Genomic DNA, 14427 nt, shown 5'->3' with positions numbered 1-14427 from the left:
TTTTTTCTCCCTCGGGGGGGGGTTTTTTCGGGGGGGTTTTTTTTTTACGCCTTTGTTTGGGGGTGCCGCGCCCGCCGCGGGGGGTGGGGGGGGCCCCGGGGCCCCGGGCCCCCGGGCCCCCACGGCGTTTGTTGCTACGGTGGTGGGACCCGACGAGACGCGCCGTACCGGGCAGGCAAAGACGACGCGGTCCGTGTTGTTCCGTGTGTTCGTCGTCGGAGGTTGCCGTCGTGGCCTGGGTTCTCTTGATCGTCGCCGGTCTGCTCGAAGTGGGCTGGTCGGTCGGTATGAAGTACGCGGAGGGGTTCACCCGGCTGTGGCCGAGTGTGTTCACCGTGCTCGGGATCGTGGCCAGCATGCTGCTGCTGGCGCAGGCGGCGAAGTCGCTGCCGATCGGTACGGCGTACGGCGTGTGGGTGGGGATCGGGGCCGCCGGTGCGGCGGTGCTCGGGATGGTGGTGCTGCACGAGCCGGTGACCGCCGCGCGGATCTTCTTCGTCTGCCTGCTGCTGGTGTCCGTGGTGGGGCTGAAGGCGACTTCCGGGCACTGAGCCCCGGCCTCTGCGGGCTGCCCGGCCGGTTCACCCGGTTCCCCGGCTGGTTCTCCGGCTTTCGCGCGGCTGCTCCGGGCTCCCCGGCTGTTCCTTCGGGTTCCCCCGGCTGCTTCGGGTTCCCCGGCTTCGCCGGGGCCTTCCCAAGGAGCTAGGTCTCACTGCCAGGGGTACGGGAAGTTCGGGCCCCGGTCCGGTCCCCGGGCCCCCTCGACCAGGCCGCCGCCCGTGCCGCCGTTCCCGGTGGGGCCGCCGCCGTCGCCGGTCTCCCCGGTGGTGGTGCCGGGTTCTCCGCCGCCTTCGGTGGTGCCCGCGTCGGCACCCCCGCCGTTCGTACCGCCGTTGCCGCCGTTCTGGGTGCCGCCGTTCGCGGCGCCCCCGCCCGTGCCGTTCGTGGTGGAGCCGGTGGTGTCGCCGCCCCCGGTGGGGCCGCCGTTGGTGGTGCCGCCCGCGCCGGTGGCGGTCGGGCCGGGGGTCGCCGGGGTGGTGCCCGCGGTGGTGGGGGCGTCGCCGCTCGGGGTGTCCGACGGGGAGTCGGGGTCGGTGGGCGGCGACTCCTCCTCGGAGGGGTCGGGCTCCTCGCTGCCCTCCGCCAGATCCAGGTCGAAGTCCCGCACCTCGGAGCCTTCGAGGGCCGCCGCGGTGTAGTCGGCCCAGGTCTCGGCCGGGGCGCCGCCGCCGTTGACGCGGGACTGGCCGAGGGCTCCGTACAGGGACTCCTGCGTTCCGGTGTCCGGGTCCTGGCCCATGACGGCGACCACGGTCGCGAGGTCGGGGGTGTAGCCGGCGAACCAGGCGGCCTTGTCCTCCTCGGCGGTGCCGGTCTTCCCGGCGGCGGGGCGCCCCGCGCCCCGCGCGGCCGTACCGGTGCCGCCTTCGACGACGCTCCGCAGGATCGCGGTGGTGGTGTCGGCGGCCTGCCGGCTGACGGCCTGCCGGGTGGTGCGGTCGGGCAGCGAGACGCTCCGGCCGTCTTTGGTGACCTTCTCCACCAGGGTGTACGTGCCGTGCCGCCCGTGGTTGGCGAGGGTCGCGTACGCCTCGGTCATGTCGAGGACGCTGGCGGTGGCCGGGCCGAGCGCGATGGACGGGGATGCGGTCAGGTCGGGGGTGTCCTCCGGCACGCCGAGGCCGATCGCGGTCTCCTTGACCTTCTCCGGGCCGACGTCCTCGGCCATCTGCGCGTACACCGCGTTGACGGACTTGTCGGTGGCCTCGCGGACGGTGATCGAGCCGTAGCTGACGTCGTCCTCGTTGGCGGGGGCGTACCCGGTGTCGCCCTGGTGCCCCTGGACGGGGCGCTCGTTGGTGCCGTCGTAGCGGGTGTTCGGGGTGATCCGGCGGCCGTCCTGGGTGGTGGCGTCGTGGGCGACGGCGGCGGTGAAGACGAACGGCTTGAAGGTGGAGCCGACCTGGTAGTCGCGGCGGGTCGCGTTGTTGACGTACTGCCGGGTGTAGTCGATCCCGCCGTACAGGGCGAGGACCTTGCCGGTGCCGGGGTCGATGGAGGCCCCGCCGACGCGGACGTTGCGGTCGGCGGCGCGGCTGTCGTCGGTCCGGGAGGTCACGTTCTCCTCGACGGCGTCCGCGAAGGCGTCCTGCTTCTCCTTCTCCAGGGTGGTGGTGATCCGGTAGCCGCCGGTGGCGAGGGTCTCCTCGTCCACGATCCCGTGGCCGGTCAGGTAGTCCTTGACGGCGTTGACGAGGTAACCGCGCTGCCCGGAGAGGCCGGTGGAGGTCTTCGCCTCGTCCGGTGTCGGGAAGGTGAGCGCCGCGCGCGCGGAGGCGCCGAGCCACTCCTCCTTGACCATGCCGTCGAGCACGTAGTTCCAGCGGGCGAGGACGGCCGGTCGGTTCTCCGGGTGGGCGACGACGTCGTACGCGCTGGGGGCGTTGAGGAGCGAGGCGAGGTACGCGCCCTCGGCGACGCCGACGGCGGTGACGTCCTTTCCGTAGTACGCCTGGGCGGCGGCCTGGATGCCGTAGGCGTTGCGGCCGAAGTAGCTGGTGTTGAGGTACCCCTCGAAGATCTGGTCCTTGGTCTGCTCGCGGTCCAGTTTGATCGCGATGAAGAACTCCTTGGCTTTGCGGACGACCGTCTGCTCCTGGCCCAGGTAGTAGTTCTTGACGTACTGCTGGGTGATGGTCGAACCGCCCTGCCTGCCCTTGCCGGTGACGGTGTTCCAGGCGGCGCGGACCATGGCGCCGATGTCGACGGCGCGCTCGGAGTAGAAGTTGCGGTCCTCGGCGGCGAGCACGGCGTGCTGGACGTCCCTGGGGACCTGGGCGAGCTGGACGTTCTCCCGGTTGACGTCGCCGTCGCGGGCGATGACCGCGCCGTCGCGGTAGAGGTAGACGTTGCTCTGGGCGGTGGCGCTGGAGTTCGCGGCGGGGATGTCGACGAGCTGGTACCCGGCGACGAAACCGCCGACGAGCAGGACGGCGACGAGCAGGACGGCCCCGAGCACCATCCGCCAGGTCGGGACGAGGCGGCGCCAGCCCTTGCGCCGGGGGCGTTTGGCCCGTCCCTTGCGGCCTTCGGCCGTCTTCGTGGCTCCGCCTGCGGGTGGTCCGTCGTGCGGGTGTTCCTGCCCGGTGTGTTCCTCCCCGGCGGGTCCGGCGAGGTGTTCCTCCCCGGTGTGGCCGGAGTGTCCGGCGCCCTCGTCCTCCGAGGGGTCCCGGGGGGCCCAGCGCTCTGGCTCGTCACTCATGTCGGTGGAGACTCCTCGGCCGCGGACAGTTCTCCCATACTGCCCCTTTCGCGCCGATAACCCTCGGAACGCACCTGGTTGCGCCCCGGTACGCCTCGCCGGATGCCGCGCGCGCCCCCGGAAAAGCAGTCGCCGGGGACCGGAGGCCCTGACTAGGCTCGTGCGCTTTGGTGCCGGGAGGGGGAGAGACGTGCGGGTCTATGCCGTGGTGGCGGCGGGAGGGTTCCGCAGGCACGCCACGTACCGGACGGCGACGGTGGCGGGGACCTTCACCAACACCGTCTTCGGCTTCATCGTCGCGTACACCTACACCGCGCTGTGGGCGGAGCGGCCGGACCTCGGCGGCTACGACACCGCGCAGGCCCTGACCTACGTCTGGCTGGGCCAGGCGCTGCTGATGACGTGTTCGATGATGGGCGGCGGCTTCGAGAACGACCTGATGGCGCGCATCCGCACCGGGGACATCGCGATCGACCTCTACCGCCCGGCCGACCTCCAGCTCTGGTGGCTGGCGGGGGACCTGGGCCGGGCGGCGTTCCACTTCCTGGGGCGCGGGGTCGTGCCGATGGTGATCGGCGCGCTCGCCTTCGACCTGGCCCTGCCCGCCTCGCCGTGGACGTGGCTCGCGTTCCTGGTGTCGGTGGTGCTCGGGGTGGTGGTCAGTTTCGCCATCCGCTTCCTCGTCGCGCTGGCCGCGTTCTGGCTGATGGACGGGGCGGGGGTGCTGCAGATCAGCTGGCTGACGGGGCTGTTCTTCTCGGGGCTGCTGCTGCCGCTCAACCTCTTTCCCGGTCTGCTGGGCGAGGTGGCGCGGGCCCTGCCGTGGTCGGCGTTCCTGCAGGTGCCCGCCGACGTGTTCCTCGGCGAGCGCACCGGGTGGGACCTGGTGGGGGCGTTCGCCTTCCAGGCGGGCTGGGCGCTGGTGCTGCTGTCGGCGGGCCGGCTGCTCCAGTCCGTCGCGACGAGGAGAGTGGTGGTCCAGGGTGGCTGACACGGTGCTCGTCCCGGCGGGCGACGGCGGTGGTGACGGTGACGGTGACGGCGGCGGCCGTGCCTGCGACGGCGACCGCGGCGGTACGGGCGGGGGCGCGCGCACGGTGCGGAGGGCGGGGCCCGGCGCCTCCGTCCGGCCCGGTCCCGACGAACGGTCGGCACTGGTGGAGGGGGTCCGCGCCTACCGGCTCATCGCGGGGATGTGGATCCGCTCGACGATGGCGTACCGGGCGTCGTTCGCCATGACCACGCTCGGCAACTTCCTCGCGACGGTCTTCGACTTCGTCACCATCATGCTGATGTTTCGCCATGTCGACGCGCTGGGCGGCTACTCCCTGCCGGAGATCGCCCTGCTGTACGGGATGGCGGCGACCGCGTTCGGGCTGGCCGACCTGCTGCTCGGGTCTCTGGACCGGATCGGCGAGCGGGTGCGGGACGGCACCCTCGACACGCTGCTGGTGCGCCCGGTGCCGGTGCTGGTGCAGGTGGCGGCCGACCGGTTCGCGCTGCGCCGGGTGGGGCGGATCGTCCAGGGGCTGCTGGTGCTGGGGTACGCCCTGGTGGTGCTGGACATCGACTGGACCCCGCTGAAGGTGCTGCTGGTGCCGCTGGCGGTGGTGAGCGGCGGTGCGGTCTTCGGGGCGGTGTACGTCGGCGGATCGGCCCTCCAGTTCTTCGCCCTGGACGCGGCGGAGGTGCAGAGCTCCTTCACGTACGGCGGTCAGACGCTGTTGCAGTACCCGCCCTCGGTCTTCGCCCGGGAGCTGGTGCGCGGGGTGACCTTCGTGGTGCCGCTGGCCTTCGTGAGCTGGCTGCCCGCGCTGTACGTGCTGGGGCGCGCGTACCCGGTGGCCCTGCCCGCGTGGGTGGCGTTCCTGCCGCCGGTGGTCGCGGCCGGGTGCGGACTGCCGGCTCTGCTGGCGTGGCGCACGGGGCTGCGGGCGTACCGGAGCACGGGAAGCTGACCCGGAGGCCGGGACGGGGACGAGGGTGAGGACAGCGGGGTGACGGGTTCGGGCGTGGAGAGGGGAGCGGGTACGGGCATGGCGCGGGACGCGGACAGGGGAGCGGGTACGGGCATGGAGCGGACGGCGGACACGGGGGCCGCGGCAGGGTCGGCGGGGAGGGTGGGATCGGCGGTGGCGGAGGCGGTACGCGTCCCGGTGGCCGACGACGCGTTCATCGAGCTGGACGGGGTGGAGAAGGTCTTCGACGTGCGCCGCAGGACGGGCTTCCTGCGGCGCGAGCGGCGCGAGGTGCGCGCGGTGGACGGGATCAGTTTCCGGGTGGCGCGCGGCGAGATGGTCGGGTACATCGGGCCGAACGGTGCGGGCAAGTCGACGACGATCAAGATGCTGACCGGAATCCTGACCCCGAGCGGCGGCCGGCTGCGGGTCGCGGGCGTCGACCCGTCGCGCGAACGCACCCGGCTGGCACACCGTATCGGGGTGGTGTTCGGGCAGCGCACCACCCTGTGGTGGGACCTGCCGCTGAAGGACTCGTACCGGCTGATGCACCGCATGTACCGGATCCCGGACGCGCGGTATCGCGAGAACCTCGACCGCTGCGTCGAACTCCTCGACCTGGCCGACTTGTTGGACACGCCGGTGCGTCAACTCTCCCTCGGGCAGCGGATGCGCGGCGACATCGCGGCGGCGCTGCTGCACGATCCGGACGTGCTGTACCTGGACGAGCCGACGATCGGCCTCGACATCATCTCCAAGACCAAGGTGCGGCAGTTCCTCAAGGACCTCAACGAGGAGCGGTCCACCACCGTCCTGCTCACCACCCACGACCTCACCGACATCGAGCAGTTGTGCCGCCGGGTGATGGTGATCGACCACGGCCGGCTGATGTACGACGGCGCGCTCGCCGGACTGCACGAGGCGGGCGGGAGCGAACGGGTCCTGGTGGTGGACCTGGAGCGCGAACTCCCTCCGATCGCCGTGGAGTCGACGGGTCCGCTGCGGGCGCGGGTGCTCAGGACCGAGGGGTCGCGCCAGTGGCTGGCGCTTCCGGCGGACGCCTCCGTCGCCCCGCTGGTGGCGCGGATCGCGGCGGAGTACCCGCTGCAGGACCTCTCGGTGCGGGAGCCCGACATCGAGGACGTGATCGCCCGGATGTACGCGGCGGAGCCGCACCCCGCCGCGTGACCTGCGTGACCGGCGTGACCTGCGTGGCGGGCGTACGGTTCGGGCGGTGCGAGGGGGCGGACCGTGCCGGGAAGGGCGCGGTGGCTCTGGTCCGGTGGCGCGTGCCGTGCGTAGGGTGTGCGCCATGACGAGTGAACTCCCCGACATGCGCGCCTCCGACGCCGAACGGGAACGGATCGCGGAGATCCTGCGGGACGCCGTGGCCGAAGGCCGCCTGGACATGGGGGAGTTCGAGCAGCGACTGGAATTGGCCTATGCGGCCCGCACGCGGGGCGAGTTGACGCCGCTCGTGCGTGATCTGCCGGTCTCCGGTGCGCCGTTGCCGGACGTGGGCGGGGCCGCGGTGTCGGCGTGGTCGGAGCGGATCGGCGGGGAGCCGACGTCGACACGCGGGTTCGCGTTCTGGGGCGGCTTCAGCCGCAAGGGGCGCTGGACCGTGGGCCGGACGTTCACCTCGTTCGTCATGTGGGGCGGCGGGGTCGTCGATCTGCGGGAGGCGCGTTTCGCGGAGCGCGAGGTGACGGTCCGGTGCGTCGCGATCATGGGCGGGACGGTGGTCACCCTGCCGCCGGACGTCCATGTGCGGGTCGAAGGGACCGGCTTCATGGGCGGGTTCGACGAGCGGTCCAGGGACGAGGACGATCCCGCCCCCGACGCGCCGAGAGTGACCGTCACCGGCTTCGCGCTGATGGGCGGCGTCGGTGTGGAACGCAAGTGGAGCAGGGCGGAGCGCCGCCGCCGCAAGGAAGCCGGGGCGCGGGCGAGGGCGGACGCGGTGGGCCCGGCGGAGGCGCCCCGGACGGTGGACGGACCGGGTGAGGCGCGCGGATCCGGTGGCGGCAAGACGCTGCGCTGAGGCGGGTGCGGTGCGGGCGGGGGCGGGGGCGGGGGCGCCGGGGCGGTGCCGTTGCCCGTGCCCGTGCCCGTGCCCGTGCCCGTGCCCGCGCGCCCGTGCCTGCGCCGGGGCCCGCGCGCCCGTGCCTGCGCAGGTGACTGCGCGCCGGTGCCCGCGCGCCGGGTGCCGGAGCTGATCCGGCGGGAGGCGGCTATCCCTTCGGGGCGCCGGTCAGCAGGCCGAGGTCGATGCTGTCGGCGAGGGCCCGGTACCCCGTGTCGTTGAAGTGCAGGTGGTCGCCGCTGTCGTAGTCGGCCCGGATGCGCTGTGGCACGGCGGGGTCGCGGACCACCGCGTCGAAGTCCACGTACGCGTCGAACACCCCTCCGGCCCGGATCTGTTCGTTGACCTCCTGGCGGATCGCCTCGCGGGCGGGCGTGTAGTTCCCGATGCCCTCGAAGGGCGTCAGCGTCACCCCGATCACCCGCAGCCCCCTGGCGTGGCCCTGGGCGGTGAGGCGGCGCAGGGCGTCCACGACCCGCTGCGGGTCCAGGTGCGCGGAGGCGGTCTGGGCGTCGTTGATGCCGAGCGCGACGATCACGGTGCGCACGCCGGTGACGCCCAGCGCGTCGCGGGCGAAGCGGGTGGTGCCCGCGATGCCGCCCCGGCCGTCGGAGAGCAGGCGGTTCCCCGAGATGCCCTGGTTCGCCACCCCCCAGTGGCCCCGCAGGCGGTCGGACAGGAGGTCCGGCCAGCGCCGGTTGGCGCCGGGGGTGGAGCCGCTGCCCGCCGTGAGCGAGTCGCCGAACGCGACGACCGTGCCCGGGGCGGTCGTGCTGAACACGTCCACGGCCGTCAGATAGCGCCAGTCGTCGACGGGCCAGGTGGTGCGCGGGCCGACCAGGTACGAGGTCTGGAACGCGCTCGGGTGCTGGGTGATGTGCCCGCCGGTCGTGAGCGTACGGAAGGACACCACCAGGTTCGAGTCGGCCGCGATCCTCGTCGTCACGGGGTCGCTCACGACCCGCCCGCCCGCCGGGACGGTGACCTTCCCCGCGCCCCCGAACGTCACACCGTGCGCGTTCACCCGAGCCCGGTCGACCACCAGCGCGCCGGTGCCGAAGAGGTTCGAGAGGGTGATGCGTGCCGCGTCGCCGCCGGTACTGCTGTGCACGGTGTTGCGTACGGTCGTGCCCGCCAGGCCGCGCGTCGTGTCCGGGGCGGCGTGCACCGGTGCCGCCGTCCAGGTGGCGACCCACTGGCCGTTCGCCCCGGAGGGTTCGCGCCCGGCCGGGTGCAGGCCGGACGCGCGCAGACCGGTGTCGTGGGGGTCGGTGAGCAGCGCCGTACCGGTGGCCAGGGCGGCGGCGAGCACGGCGGTGGCGGTCACGAGGACCAGGAGCAGGGAGCGCGAGCGGCGCCGGGCTCCCGCCCCGGGGCTCCCGCCGGGCTCGCGGGGGCCGGGACCCGGTCCGGCCTGGTCTCTGCGGACGACCCTGGACATGTGCGGTACGGCTCCTCGTGTTCGGCCCGGGCTCCCCGGGACATCGGTGCGCGACGGGCCGCCGGGAACTGGGCGGGCGGCCCGGGAGTAGGACGGTGGGGACAGAGTCTTCGAAGCGGGGAACACGTGTACGCGAATGGCCGGCGCGGTCGGACGGACCGGGCCCGTGGCGGACCGGGACAGGGCAGGAAAGCGAGGCGGGACGCGGTGGATCGTAATGAACCGGGCGCGAGCACGGGGCCGGAACACGGCAGAGACCCGGATCCGGACGCTCCGGCGGATCCGGACACGGCGGCGGGTCCGGACGCTCGGGCGGGTACCGACCGTACGGCACGGGCTCCGCGCGGGGGCGGGCGGGCCGCCGCTCCCCTGGCCTCGTTCGCGTACACCGCCGCCGACGAGGAGAAACGGCGCGGGGTGCGCCGGATGAAGATCACCGCCACCGGGCTGCTCCTGCTGGTCGCGCTCGTGTACACGCTCGCCACCTGGGCGGAGAACGCGGGCGTGGACGGCTGGCCCTCCTACGTCGCCGCCGCGGCCGAGGCGGGCATGGTGGGTGCGCTCGCCGACTGGTTCGCCGTGACGGCCCTCTTCCGCCGCCCACTGGGCCTGCCCATCCCGCACACCGCGATCATCCCCACGAAGAAGGACCAGCTGGGGGCCTCGCTCGGGTCGTTCGTGGGCGAGAACTTCCTCTCCGCCGACGTGGTGCGCGGCCGGATCCACGCGCTGGGCATCGGCGGCCGGGTCGGCGCCTGGCTCGCGCAGCCCCAGCACGCCGACCGGGTCACCGCCGAGCTGGCGACCGCGTTGCGCGGGGCGCTGACCGTGCTGCGGGACGCCGATGTGCAGGCCATCGTCGGGGAGGCGATCACCCGGCGGGCCGACGCGGTGGAGGTCGGCCCCGGGCTCGGCAAGATGCTGGAGAAGGTGGTGGCCGACGGCGGTCACCGCAGGGTCGTGGATCTCGTCTGCGTCCGCGCGCACGACTGGCTGGTCCTGCACGGCGACGCGGTGATGGACGCGGTGGAGGGCGGGGCGCCCGGCTGGACGCCGAGGTTCGTCGACAAGCGCGTGGGGGAGCGTGTCTACAAGGAGCTGCTGCGGTTCGTCACGGAGATGCGGGACATGCCGGGCCACCCGGCCCGCGCGTCCATCGACACCTTCCTGGCGGACTTCGCCGCCGACCTCCAGACGGACCGGGACACCCGGGAACGCGTGGAGCGGCTGAAGTCGGAGATCCTGGGGCGCCGCGAGGTGCAGGACGTGATCGCCTCCGCCTGGTCCTCCGTACGTACGATGATCATCACCGCGGCCGAGGACGAGCGGAGCGAACTGCGCCTGCGCGCGCGGGCCTCGCTGATGTCACTGGGGGCCCGCCTCGCCACGGACGAGCGGCTCCAGGACAAGCTGGAGGGGTGGCTGGAGGACGCGGCTGCCTACGTCGTCACCACGTACCGCACCGAGATCACCTCGCTGATCAGCGACACCGTCGCGGGCTGGGACGCCGACCAGACCTCGAAGAAGATCGAGGCCCACATCGGCCGCGACCTCCAGTTCATCCGGATCAACGGCACGGTGGTCGGCGCGCTGGCCGGCCTCGCGATCCACACGGTGTCGCGGGCGCTGGGGGGATAGCAGCGGGCCGCGGACGTGCGGCTCGGGCGCCGGGACGGGTCTCGTACTCCCGCCCGGCGCCGGGCGTGCCTCAGGCCGCGCGGCGGGTGACGGCCCAGGACGCGGCGGCGACCCCGCCGGCGACGGTGAAGACGGCGGGCCAGGCGCCGAGCTTCTTGGCGAGCACGTGCGAGCCGGCGAAGGCGGCGACGTACGCCGTGGTCAGGCCGGTGGCGGCGCGGGGGCCGGCCGTCCGGTTCCACTCGTACGCGGCGACCGCCCCGGCCACGGCGAGCGCGGCGCCGCCCAGGGGGCGCTTCCGGGTCCAGCGGGCCACCCCGTAACCGCCGACGAGTCCGCTCGCCGCCACTGCCGCTGCCGGAATCTTCGCCATGGCAGGCACCTTCGCTTTCGTGTTGTCGTCCGAGCCCCGTCGCGACGCCATCCGCGTCGACGTCCGGGGCGATTCCGAGGCTAACGCGCCGATACGTGCCCGATTCACGGACCCCGTGGGCAGAGGGGTGCACAAACGTTTACCCTGGGGGTGAACGCCTGTGCACCCACCGGGCGTGCCCACGCTCCCCGCCCTCCGGCGCCCGTACCGCCGTCCGGCGCCCTCACCGCCCTCCGGAGATCGCATGCCCGCGGACATACCCACCCCGCCACCGACGCCCGCCCGGCCCACCGCCCACGCGGGCGCGGACGCCCGAACCCCGTCGTCCCCGAGCCTCGCCATGGGCGTCCTCGCCTTCTGCGGCGTGGTCGTCGCGGTCATGCAGACGCTCGTCGTCCCGCTGCTGCCGCACATCCCGGAGCTCACCGGCGCCACCCCGGCCGCCGCGAGCTGGCTCGTCACCATCACCCTCCTGACCGGCGCGGTCTTCACCCCGGTCCTGGGCCGCGTCGGCGACATGTACGGCAAGCGGCGCATCCTGTTCGCCTCGCTCTGCTCGCTCCTCGTCGGCTCGGTGCTCTGCGCGATCAGCTCGCACATCGGCGTCCTCATCGCCGGCCGCGCGCTCCAGGGCGCGGCGCTCGCCGTCGTACCGCTGGGCATCAGCATCCTGCGCGACGAACTCCCCCCGGAACGCGTCCTGCCCGCCGTCGCCCTGATGAGCTCCACCCTCGGCATCGGTGCCGCGGTGGGCGTACCGGTCGCCGCGTTCGTCGTCGAGCACTTCGACTGGCACACCATGTTCTGGGTCTCCGGCGCGATCGCCCTGCTCGACCTCGTGCTGGTGCTGCTCTTCGTCCCCGAGTCACCGGTGCGCAACCGCGGCAGGTTCGACGCCGTCGGCGGGCTCGGGCTCGCCGCCGTACTCGTCTGCCTGCTGCTCGCCGTCACCCAGGGCGGCGACTGGGGCTGGACCTCCCCGCTCACCCTCGGCCTCCTGGTGGCCGCCGTACTGATCGGCCTGGCCTGGGGCGCGTACGAACTCCGGGTGCCGAGCCCGATGGTCGACCTCCGGGTCTCCGCCCGCCCCGCCGTCCTCTTCGCCAACCTCGCGGCGCTCCTCATCGGGTTCGCCTTCTACGCCAACTCCCTGGTCACCGGGCAGATGGTGCAGGAGCCGAAGGTCACCGGATACGGGCTCGGCGCGTCGATCGTCGTCAGCGGGCTCTGCCTGCTGCCCGGCGGGGTCGCGATGGTGCTGCTGTCGCCCGTGTCGGCACGCATCTCCGCCGCGTACGGGCCCAAGGTCAGCCTGGCGGTGGCCTCGGTGATCATCGCCCTCGGCTACGGGGTCCGCTACTTCACCAGCCACAGCCTCTGGACGATCGTGGCCGGTGCGACCGTGGTCGCCGCGGGTACCGCCATCGCCTACTCCGCGCTCCCCGCCCTGGTGATGCGAGCCGTACCGGTCAGTGAGACGGGCGCCGCGAACGGTCTGAACACCCTGATGCGCTCCGTCGGCCAGGCCTTCTGCAGCGCCGCCGTCGCCGCCGTACTCAGCAACGTGACCTTCCGGGTCGGCGGCCTCACCGCGCCGACGCTCCACGCGTACCAGCTGGTCTTCCTGATCGCCGGGGCCGCGGCCCTGCTCGCGCTGCTGGTCACGCTACTGCTGCCGGGAGCGGGCGGCGCGAAGGCGGGTACGGTCGCAGGGACGAACGAGCGGGCGGACCGGAAGGCAGGTGCGCCGACCAGAGCCATACAGGAGGGCGCATGACCGGCCGGGCCGCAGCGCACGCCGTACAGCCGGGAGCGCCGGGCTCCCCGGGGACTTCGGGGGCCTCGGGAGCCTCGGGATCGCACGGGGCGTCCGGGGCGTCCAGGGCGTCCGGGGCGCCGGACGCGGGCAGCGGCAGGGCGGCGATCCTGATGGCGGCCCGGCGGGCGTTCATGCGGAACCCGTACGCCGAGGTCACCATCCGCGGGATCGCGTCCGACGCCGGGGTGAGCCCGTCCCTGGTGGTCAAGCACTTCGGCCGCAAGGACGAACTCTTCGGCGCCGTGGCCGACTTCGGCCCCGAGGCCGACGCGATCTTCGACGCCCCGCTGGACCGGCTGGGCCGGCACATGGCGCTCACCCTCGTCCGCCGCCGCCGCGCCTACGGCTCGGACCCGTTCCTGCGGGTGGTCTTCTCGCTCGGCAACCGCGACGAGCGCGTCCTGCTGCGCCACCGGTTCCACGAGCAGGTCACCCAGCGGCTGGCCGCCCGGCTCCCCGGACCCGACGGGGAGCTGCGCGCCGAACTCGTCGCGGGCCAGCTCATCGGCCTCGGCGCGGCCCTGAGCCTGCACCCCGAGGGGGCGGGCTCCCGCACCACCCCGGAGCGCCTCGCGGACCTCTACGCGCCGGCGCTCCAGGCCCTGCTCACGGGAGCGGGGCCTGGAGCGAGGCCGGAAGCGAGGCCGGAAGCGAGGCCGGAAGCGGGGGCGGAAGCGAGGGCGGATCAGCCCGGATACGGGTCGTAGCAGTCGGGCACCGGGTGGTACAGCGCCTCCCAGGTGAGGGCGCCGATGACGCCGTCCTTCCGCAGCCCGTGGCACCCCTGGATCCACTCGATCTTCGCCTGGGTGGCGGCCCCGAACTTCCCGTCGACGCCCAGCTTCGGCACCAGCCCTCCCCACACGTTGCTCAGGCACTGCGCCTGCTTCACCGCGTCCCCGCCGCTGCCGGCCCGGAGCACCGGCCGTTCCGAGGCCGAGGTGTACGCGCACCCGCCCGGCACGGCCGCCACGGTGGGGGCGGCGGGAGCCTCCGGGGAAGCGGCAGCGGCCCCGGGCGCGACCGCGATGGCCCCCAGCATCAGCGCGGAGGCCCCCGCGAGGGCGCCGACCCGTCGCCCGAAGGACCCGGGAGGCCTCGGGGCGGTAGGAGCGGGCGAGGAGGCGGTACGGGAGACGGTCATGCCACAACCTCCGGTTCGGGGTACGCCGGGCTCCCACGGGCCGGCCGGAAGCCGCCCCGGTGGAGCGCGCACCACGATCCGGACCGGACCTCCCCTGTCCCTGCGGAGCCCCGACGGTCCGCGGTGCGTCCATCAACGTAACCACAGGTGAGCGCGGCAGGCAGGGCGTGCGACGGTCGCCGGGAGGCGCGCGGCCCACGCGGGGGTGGTGCGCGGGGCTCCGGGGCGCCGGGGCTGCGGGAGGTGCCGAGTGCTGGGCCCCGGGGCCCAGGCGGGTCCCGTCGTGCCCGCCCTCACCAGACGAGGACGCCGCCGCCGATCGCCAGGGCCCGGTGGCAGGCGCCCTCGATGTTCGTCAGCCGGTCCCCGATCGCACGCGGGCTGTCAGGGCCGTCGCCCCGCGCCGTGCCCCGGGCGATCAGCACCAGGTTCGTCCGCAGCAGCACGCACTCGTCCAGCAACTCGACCACCTCGTCGGGCTGCGCCACGAGCCACCCCTCCGCGAGCTCGGGAAAGAACCGCGCCCCGAGCGCCCGTACGGCCTCCGCCCCCCAGACAGTCGTCCGCCACACCTCCGGCCCGGCCAGGTCCGAGCAGCCCCCGGGGGTGTCCAGCACCTGCGACTCACCGGCGTCGTCCCGCACGAAAACGCTCACCACCAGGGTCATGACGGCAGTGCAGCACGGGGGCGGGGGCGGGGCCACAG

At 73.8% G+C, this 14427-nt stretch carries 13 protein-coding genes and 1 riboswitch; of the genes, 8 read left to right on the top strand and 5 right to left on the bottom strand.

Annotation, left to right across the window (positions count from 1 at the left end; all coding sequences use genetic code 11):
- The first annotated feature begins 127 nt into the window (after positions 1-127).
- Positions 128-191, top strand: a riboswitch (guanidine-III (ykkC-III) riboswitch).
- Positions 192-230: 39 nt separating this feature from the next.
- The gene (locus tag ACFWEE_RS25145) at positions 231-551 is read left to right on the top strand and encodes a multidrug efflux SMR transporter (RefSeq protein WP_327176001.1); all 321 of its coding nucleotides are present in this window, start codon (positions 231-233) and stop codon (positions 549-551) included.
- A 158-nt stretch (positions 552-709) separates the two neighbouring features.
- Here ACFWEE_RS25145 and ACFWEE_RS25140 read toward each other — a convergent pair whose 3' ends face one another.
- Entirely contained in the window at positions 710-3262 is a 2553-nt protein-coding gene (locus tag ACFWEE_RS25140; protein ID WP_386892327.1) for a transglycosylase domain-containing protein, read from the bottom strand.
- 190 nt (positions 3263-3452) lie between these two features.
- On the opposite strand from ACFWEE_RS25140, the gene ACFWEE_RS25135 reads away from it, so the two are divergent.
- From ACFWEE_RS25135 to ACFWEE_RS25120, 4 genes are all read left to right on the top strand, one after another.
- Complete coding sequence (locus ACFWEE_RS25135) at positions 3453-4253, top strand: ABC transporter permease (RefSeq protein ID WP_386892325.1); 801 nt, start codon at positions 3453-3455, stop codon at positions 4251-4253.
- A gap of 106 nt (positions 4254-4359) precedes the next feature.
- Positions 4360-5220, top strand: coding sequence for an ABC transporter permease (locus ACFWEE_RS25130; protein ID WP_386892336.1), 861 nt, complete (start codon positions 4360-4362; stop codon positions 5218-5220).
- A gap of 114 nt (positions 5221-5334) precedes the next feature.
- Positions 5335-6408 carry an ATP-binding cassette domain-containing protein gene (locus tag ACFWEE_RS25125; protein ID WP_386892334.1) on the top strand — a complete coding sequence of 358 codons (1074 nt, stop codon included), beginning with the start codon at positions 5335-5337 and terminating at the stop codon, positions 6406-6408.
- 145 nt (positions 6409-6553) lie between these two features.
- A complete protein-coding gene (locus ACFWEE_RS25120; RefSeq protein WP_386892333.1) occupies positions 6554-7264 on the top strand; it encodes a DUF1707 domain-containing protein in 711 nt (236 codons plus the stop codon).
- Positions 7265-7454: 190 nt separating this feature from the next.
- Here the strand turns inward: ACFWEE_RS25120 and ACFWEE_RS25115 are convergent, their stop codons facing one another.
- A complete protein-coding gene (locus tag ACFWEE_RS25115; RefSeq protein WP_386892331.1) occupies positions 7455-8633 on the bottom strand; it encodes an SGNH/GDSL hydrolase family protein in 1179 nt (392 codons plus the stop codon).
- Between the two features lie 321 nt (positions 8634-8954).
- Between ACFWEE_RS25115 and ACFWEE_RS25110 the strand changes: the two genes are divergently transcribed.
- The gene (locus tag ACFWEE_RS25110; RefSeq protein WP_386892323.1) at positions 8955-10385 is read left to right on the top strand and encodes a DUF445 domain-containing protein; all 1431 of its coding nucleotides are present in this window, start codon (positions 8955-8957) and stop codon (positions 10383-10385) included.
- A 70-nt stretch (positions 10386-10455) separates the two neighbouring features.
- Here the strand turns inward: ACFWEE_RS25110 and ACFWEE_RS25105 are convergent, their stop codons facing one another.
- Entirely contained in the window at positions 10456-10758 is a 303-nt protein-coding gene (locus ACFWEE_RS25105; RefSeq protein ID WP_327175996.1) for a hypothetical protein, read from the bottom strand.
- A 244-nt stretch (positions 10759-11002) separates the two neighbouring features.
- Between ACFWEE_RS25105 and ACFWEE_RS25100 the strand changes: the two genes are divergently transcribed.
- Positions 11003-12535 carry an MFS transporter gene (locus tag ACFWEE_RS25100; RefSeq protein ID WP_386892321.1) on the top strand — a complete coding sequence of 511 codons (1533 nt, stop codon included), beginning with the start codon at positions 11003-11005 and terminating at the stop codon, positions 12533-12535.
- A complete protein-coding gene (locus ACFWEE_RS25095; protein ID WP_386892320.1) occupies positions 12532-13284 on the top strand; it encodes a TetR family transcriptional regulator in 753 nt (250 codons plus the stop codon). Before ACFWEE_RS25100 ends, ACFWEE_RS25095 begins: the two co-directional genes overlap by 4 nt.
- Here the strand turns inward: ACFWEE_RS25095 and ACFWEE_RS25090 are convergent.
- Positions 13263-13721, bottom strand: a complete 459-nt coding sequence (locus ACFWEE_RS25090) for a peptidoglycan-binding protein (RefSeq protein WP_386892319.1) — start codon at positions 13719-13721, stop codon at positions 13263-13265. The two genes, ACFWEE_RS25095 and ACFWEE_RS25090, sit on opposite strands and share 22 nt — an antisense overlap.
- A 293-nt stretch (positions 13722-14014) precedes the next feature.
- On the bottom strand, positions 14015-14389 hold the full coding sequence (locus ACFWEE_RS25085; RefSeq protein WP_386892318.1) for a hypothetical protein: 375 nt from the start codon (positions 14387-14389) through the stop codon (positions 14015-14017).
- Positions 14390-14427 lie beyond the last annotated feature (38 nt).

The sequence above is a fragment of the Streptomyces sp. NPDC060184 genome (genome assembly GCF_042728795.1).
In the GTDB taxonomy this organism is placed as follows: Bacteria; Actinomycetota; Actinomycetes; order Streptomycetales; family Streptomycetaceae; genus Streptomyces.
This window is presented reverse-complemented; position numbering and strand designations above follow the sequence as displayed.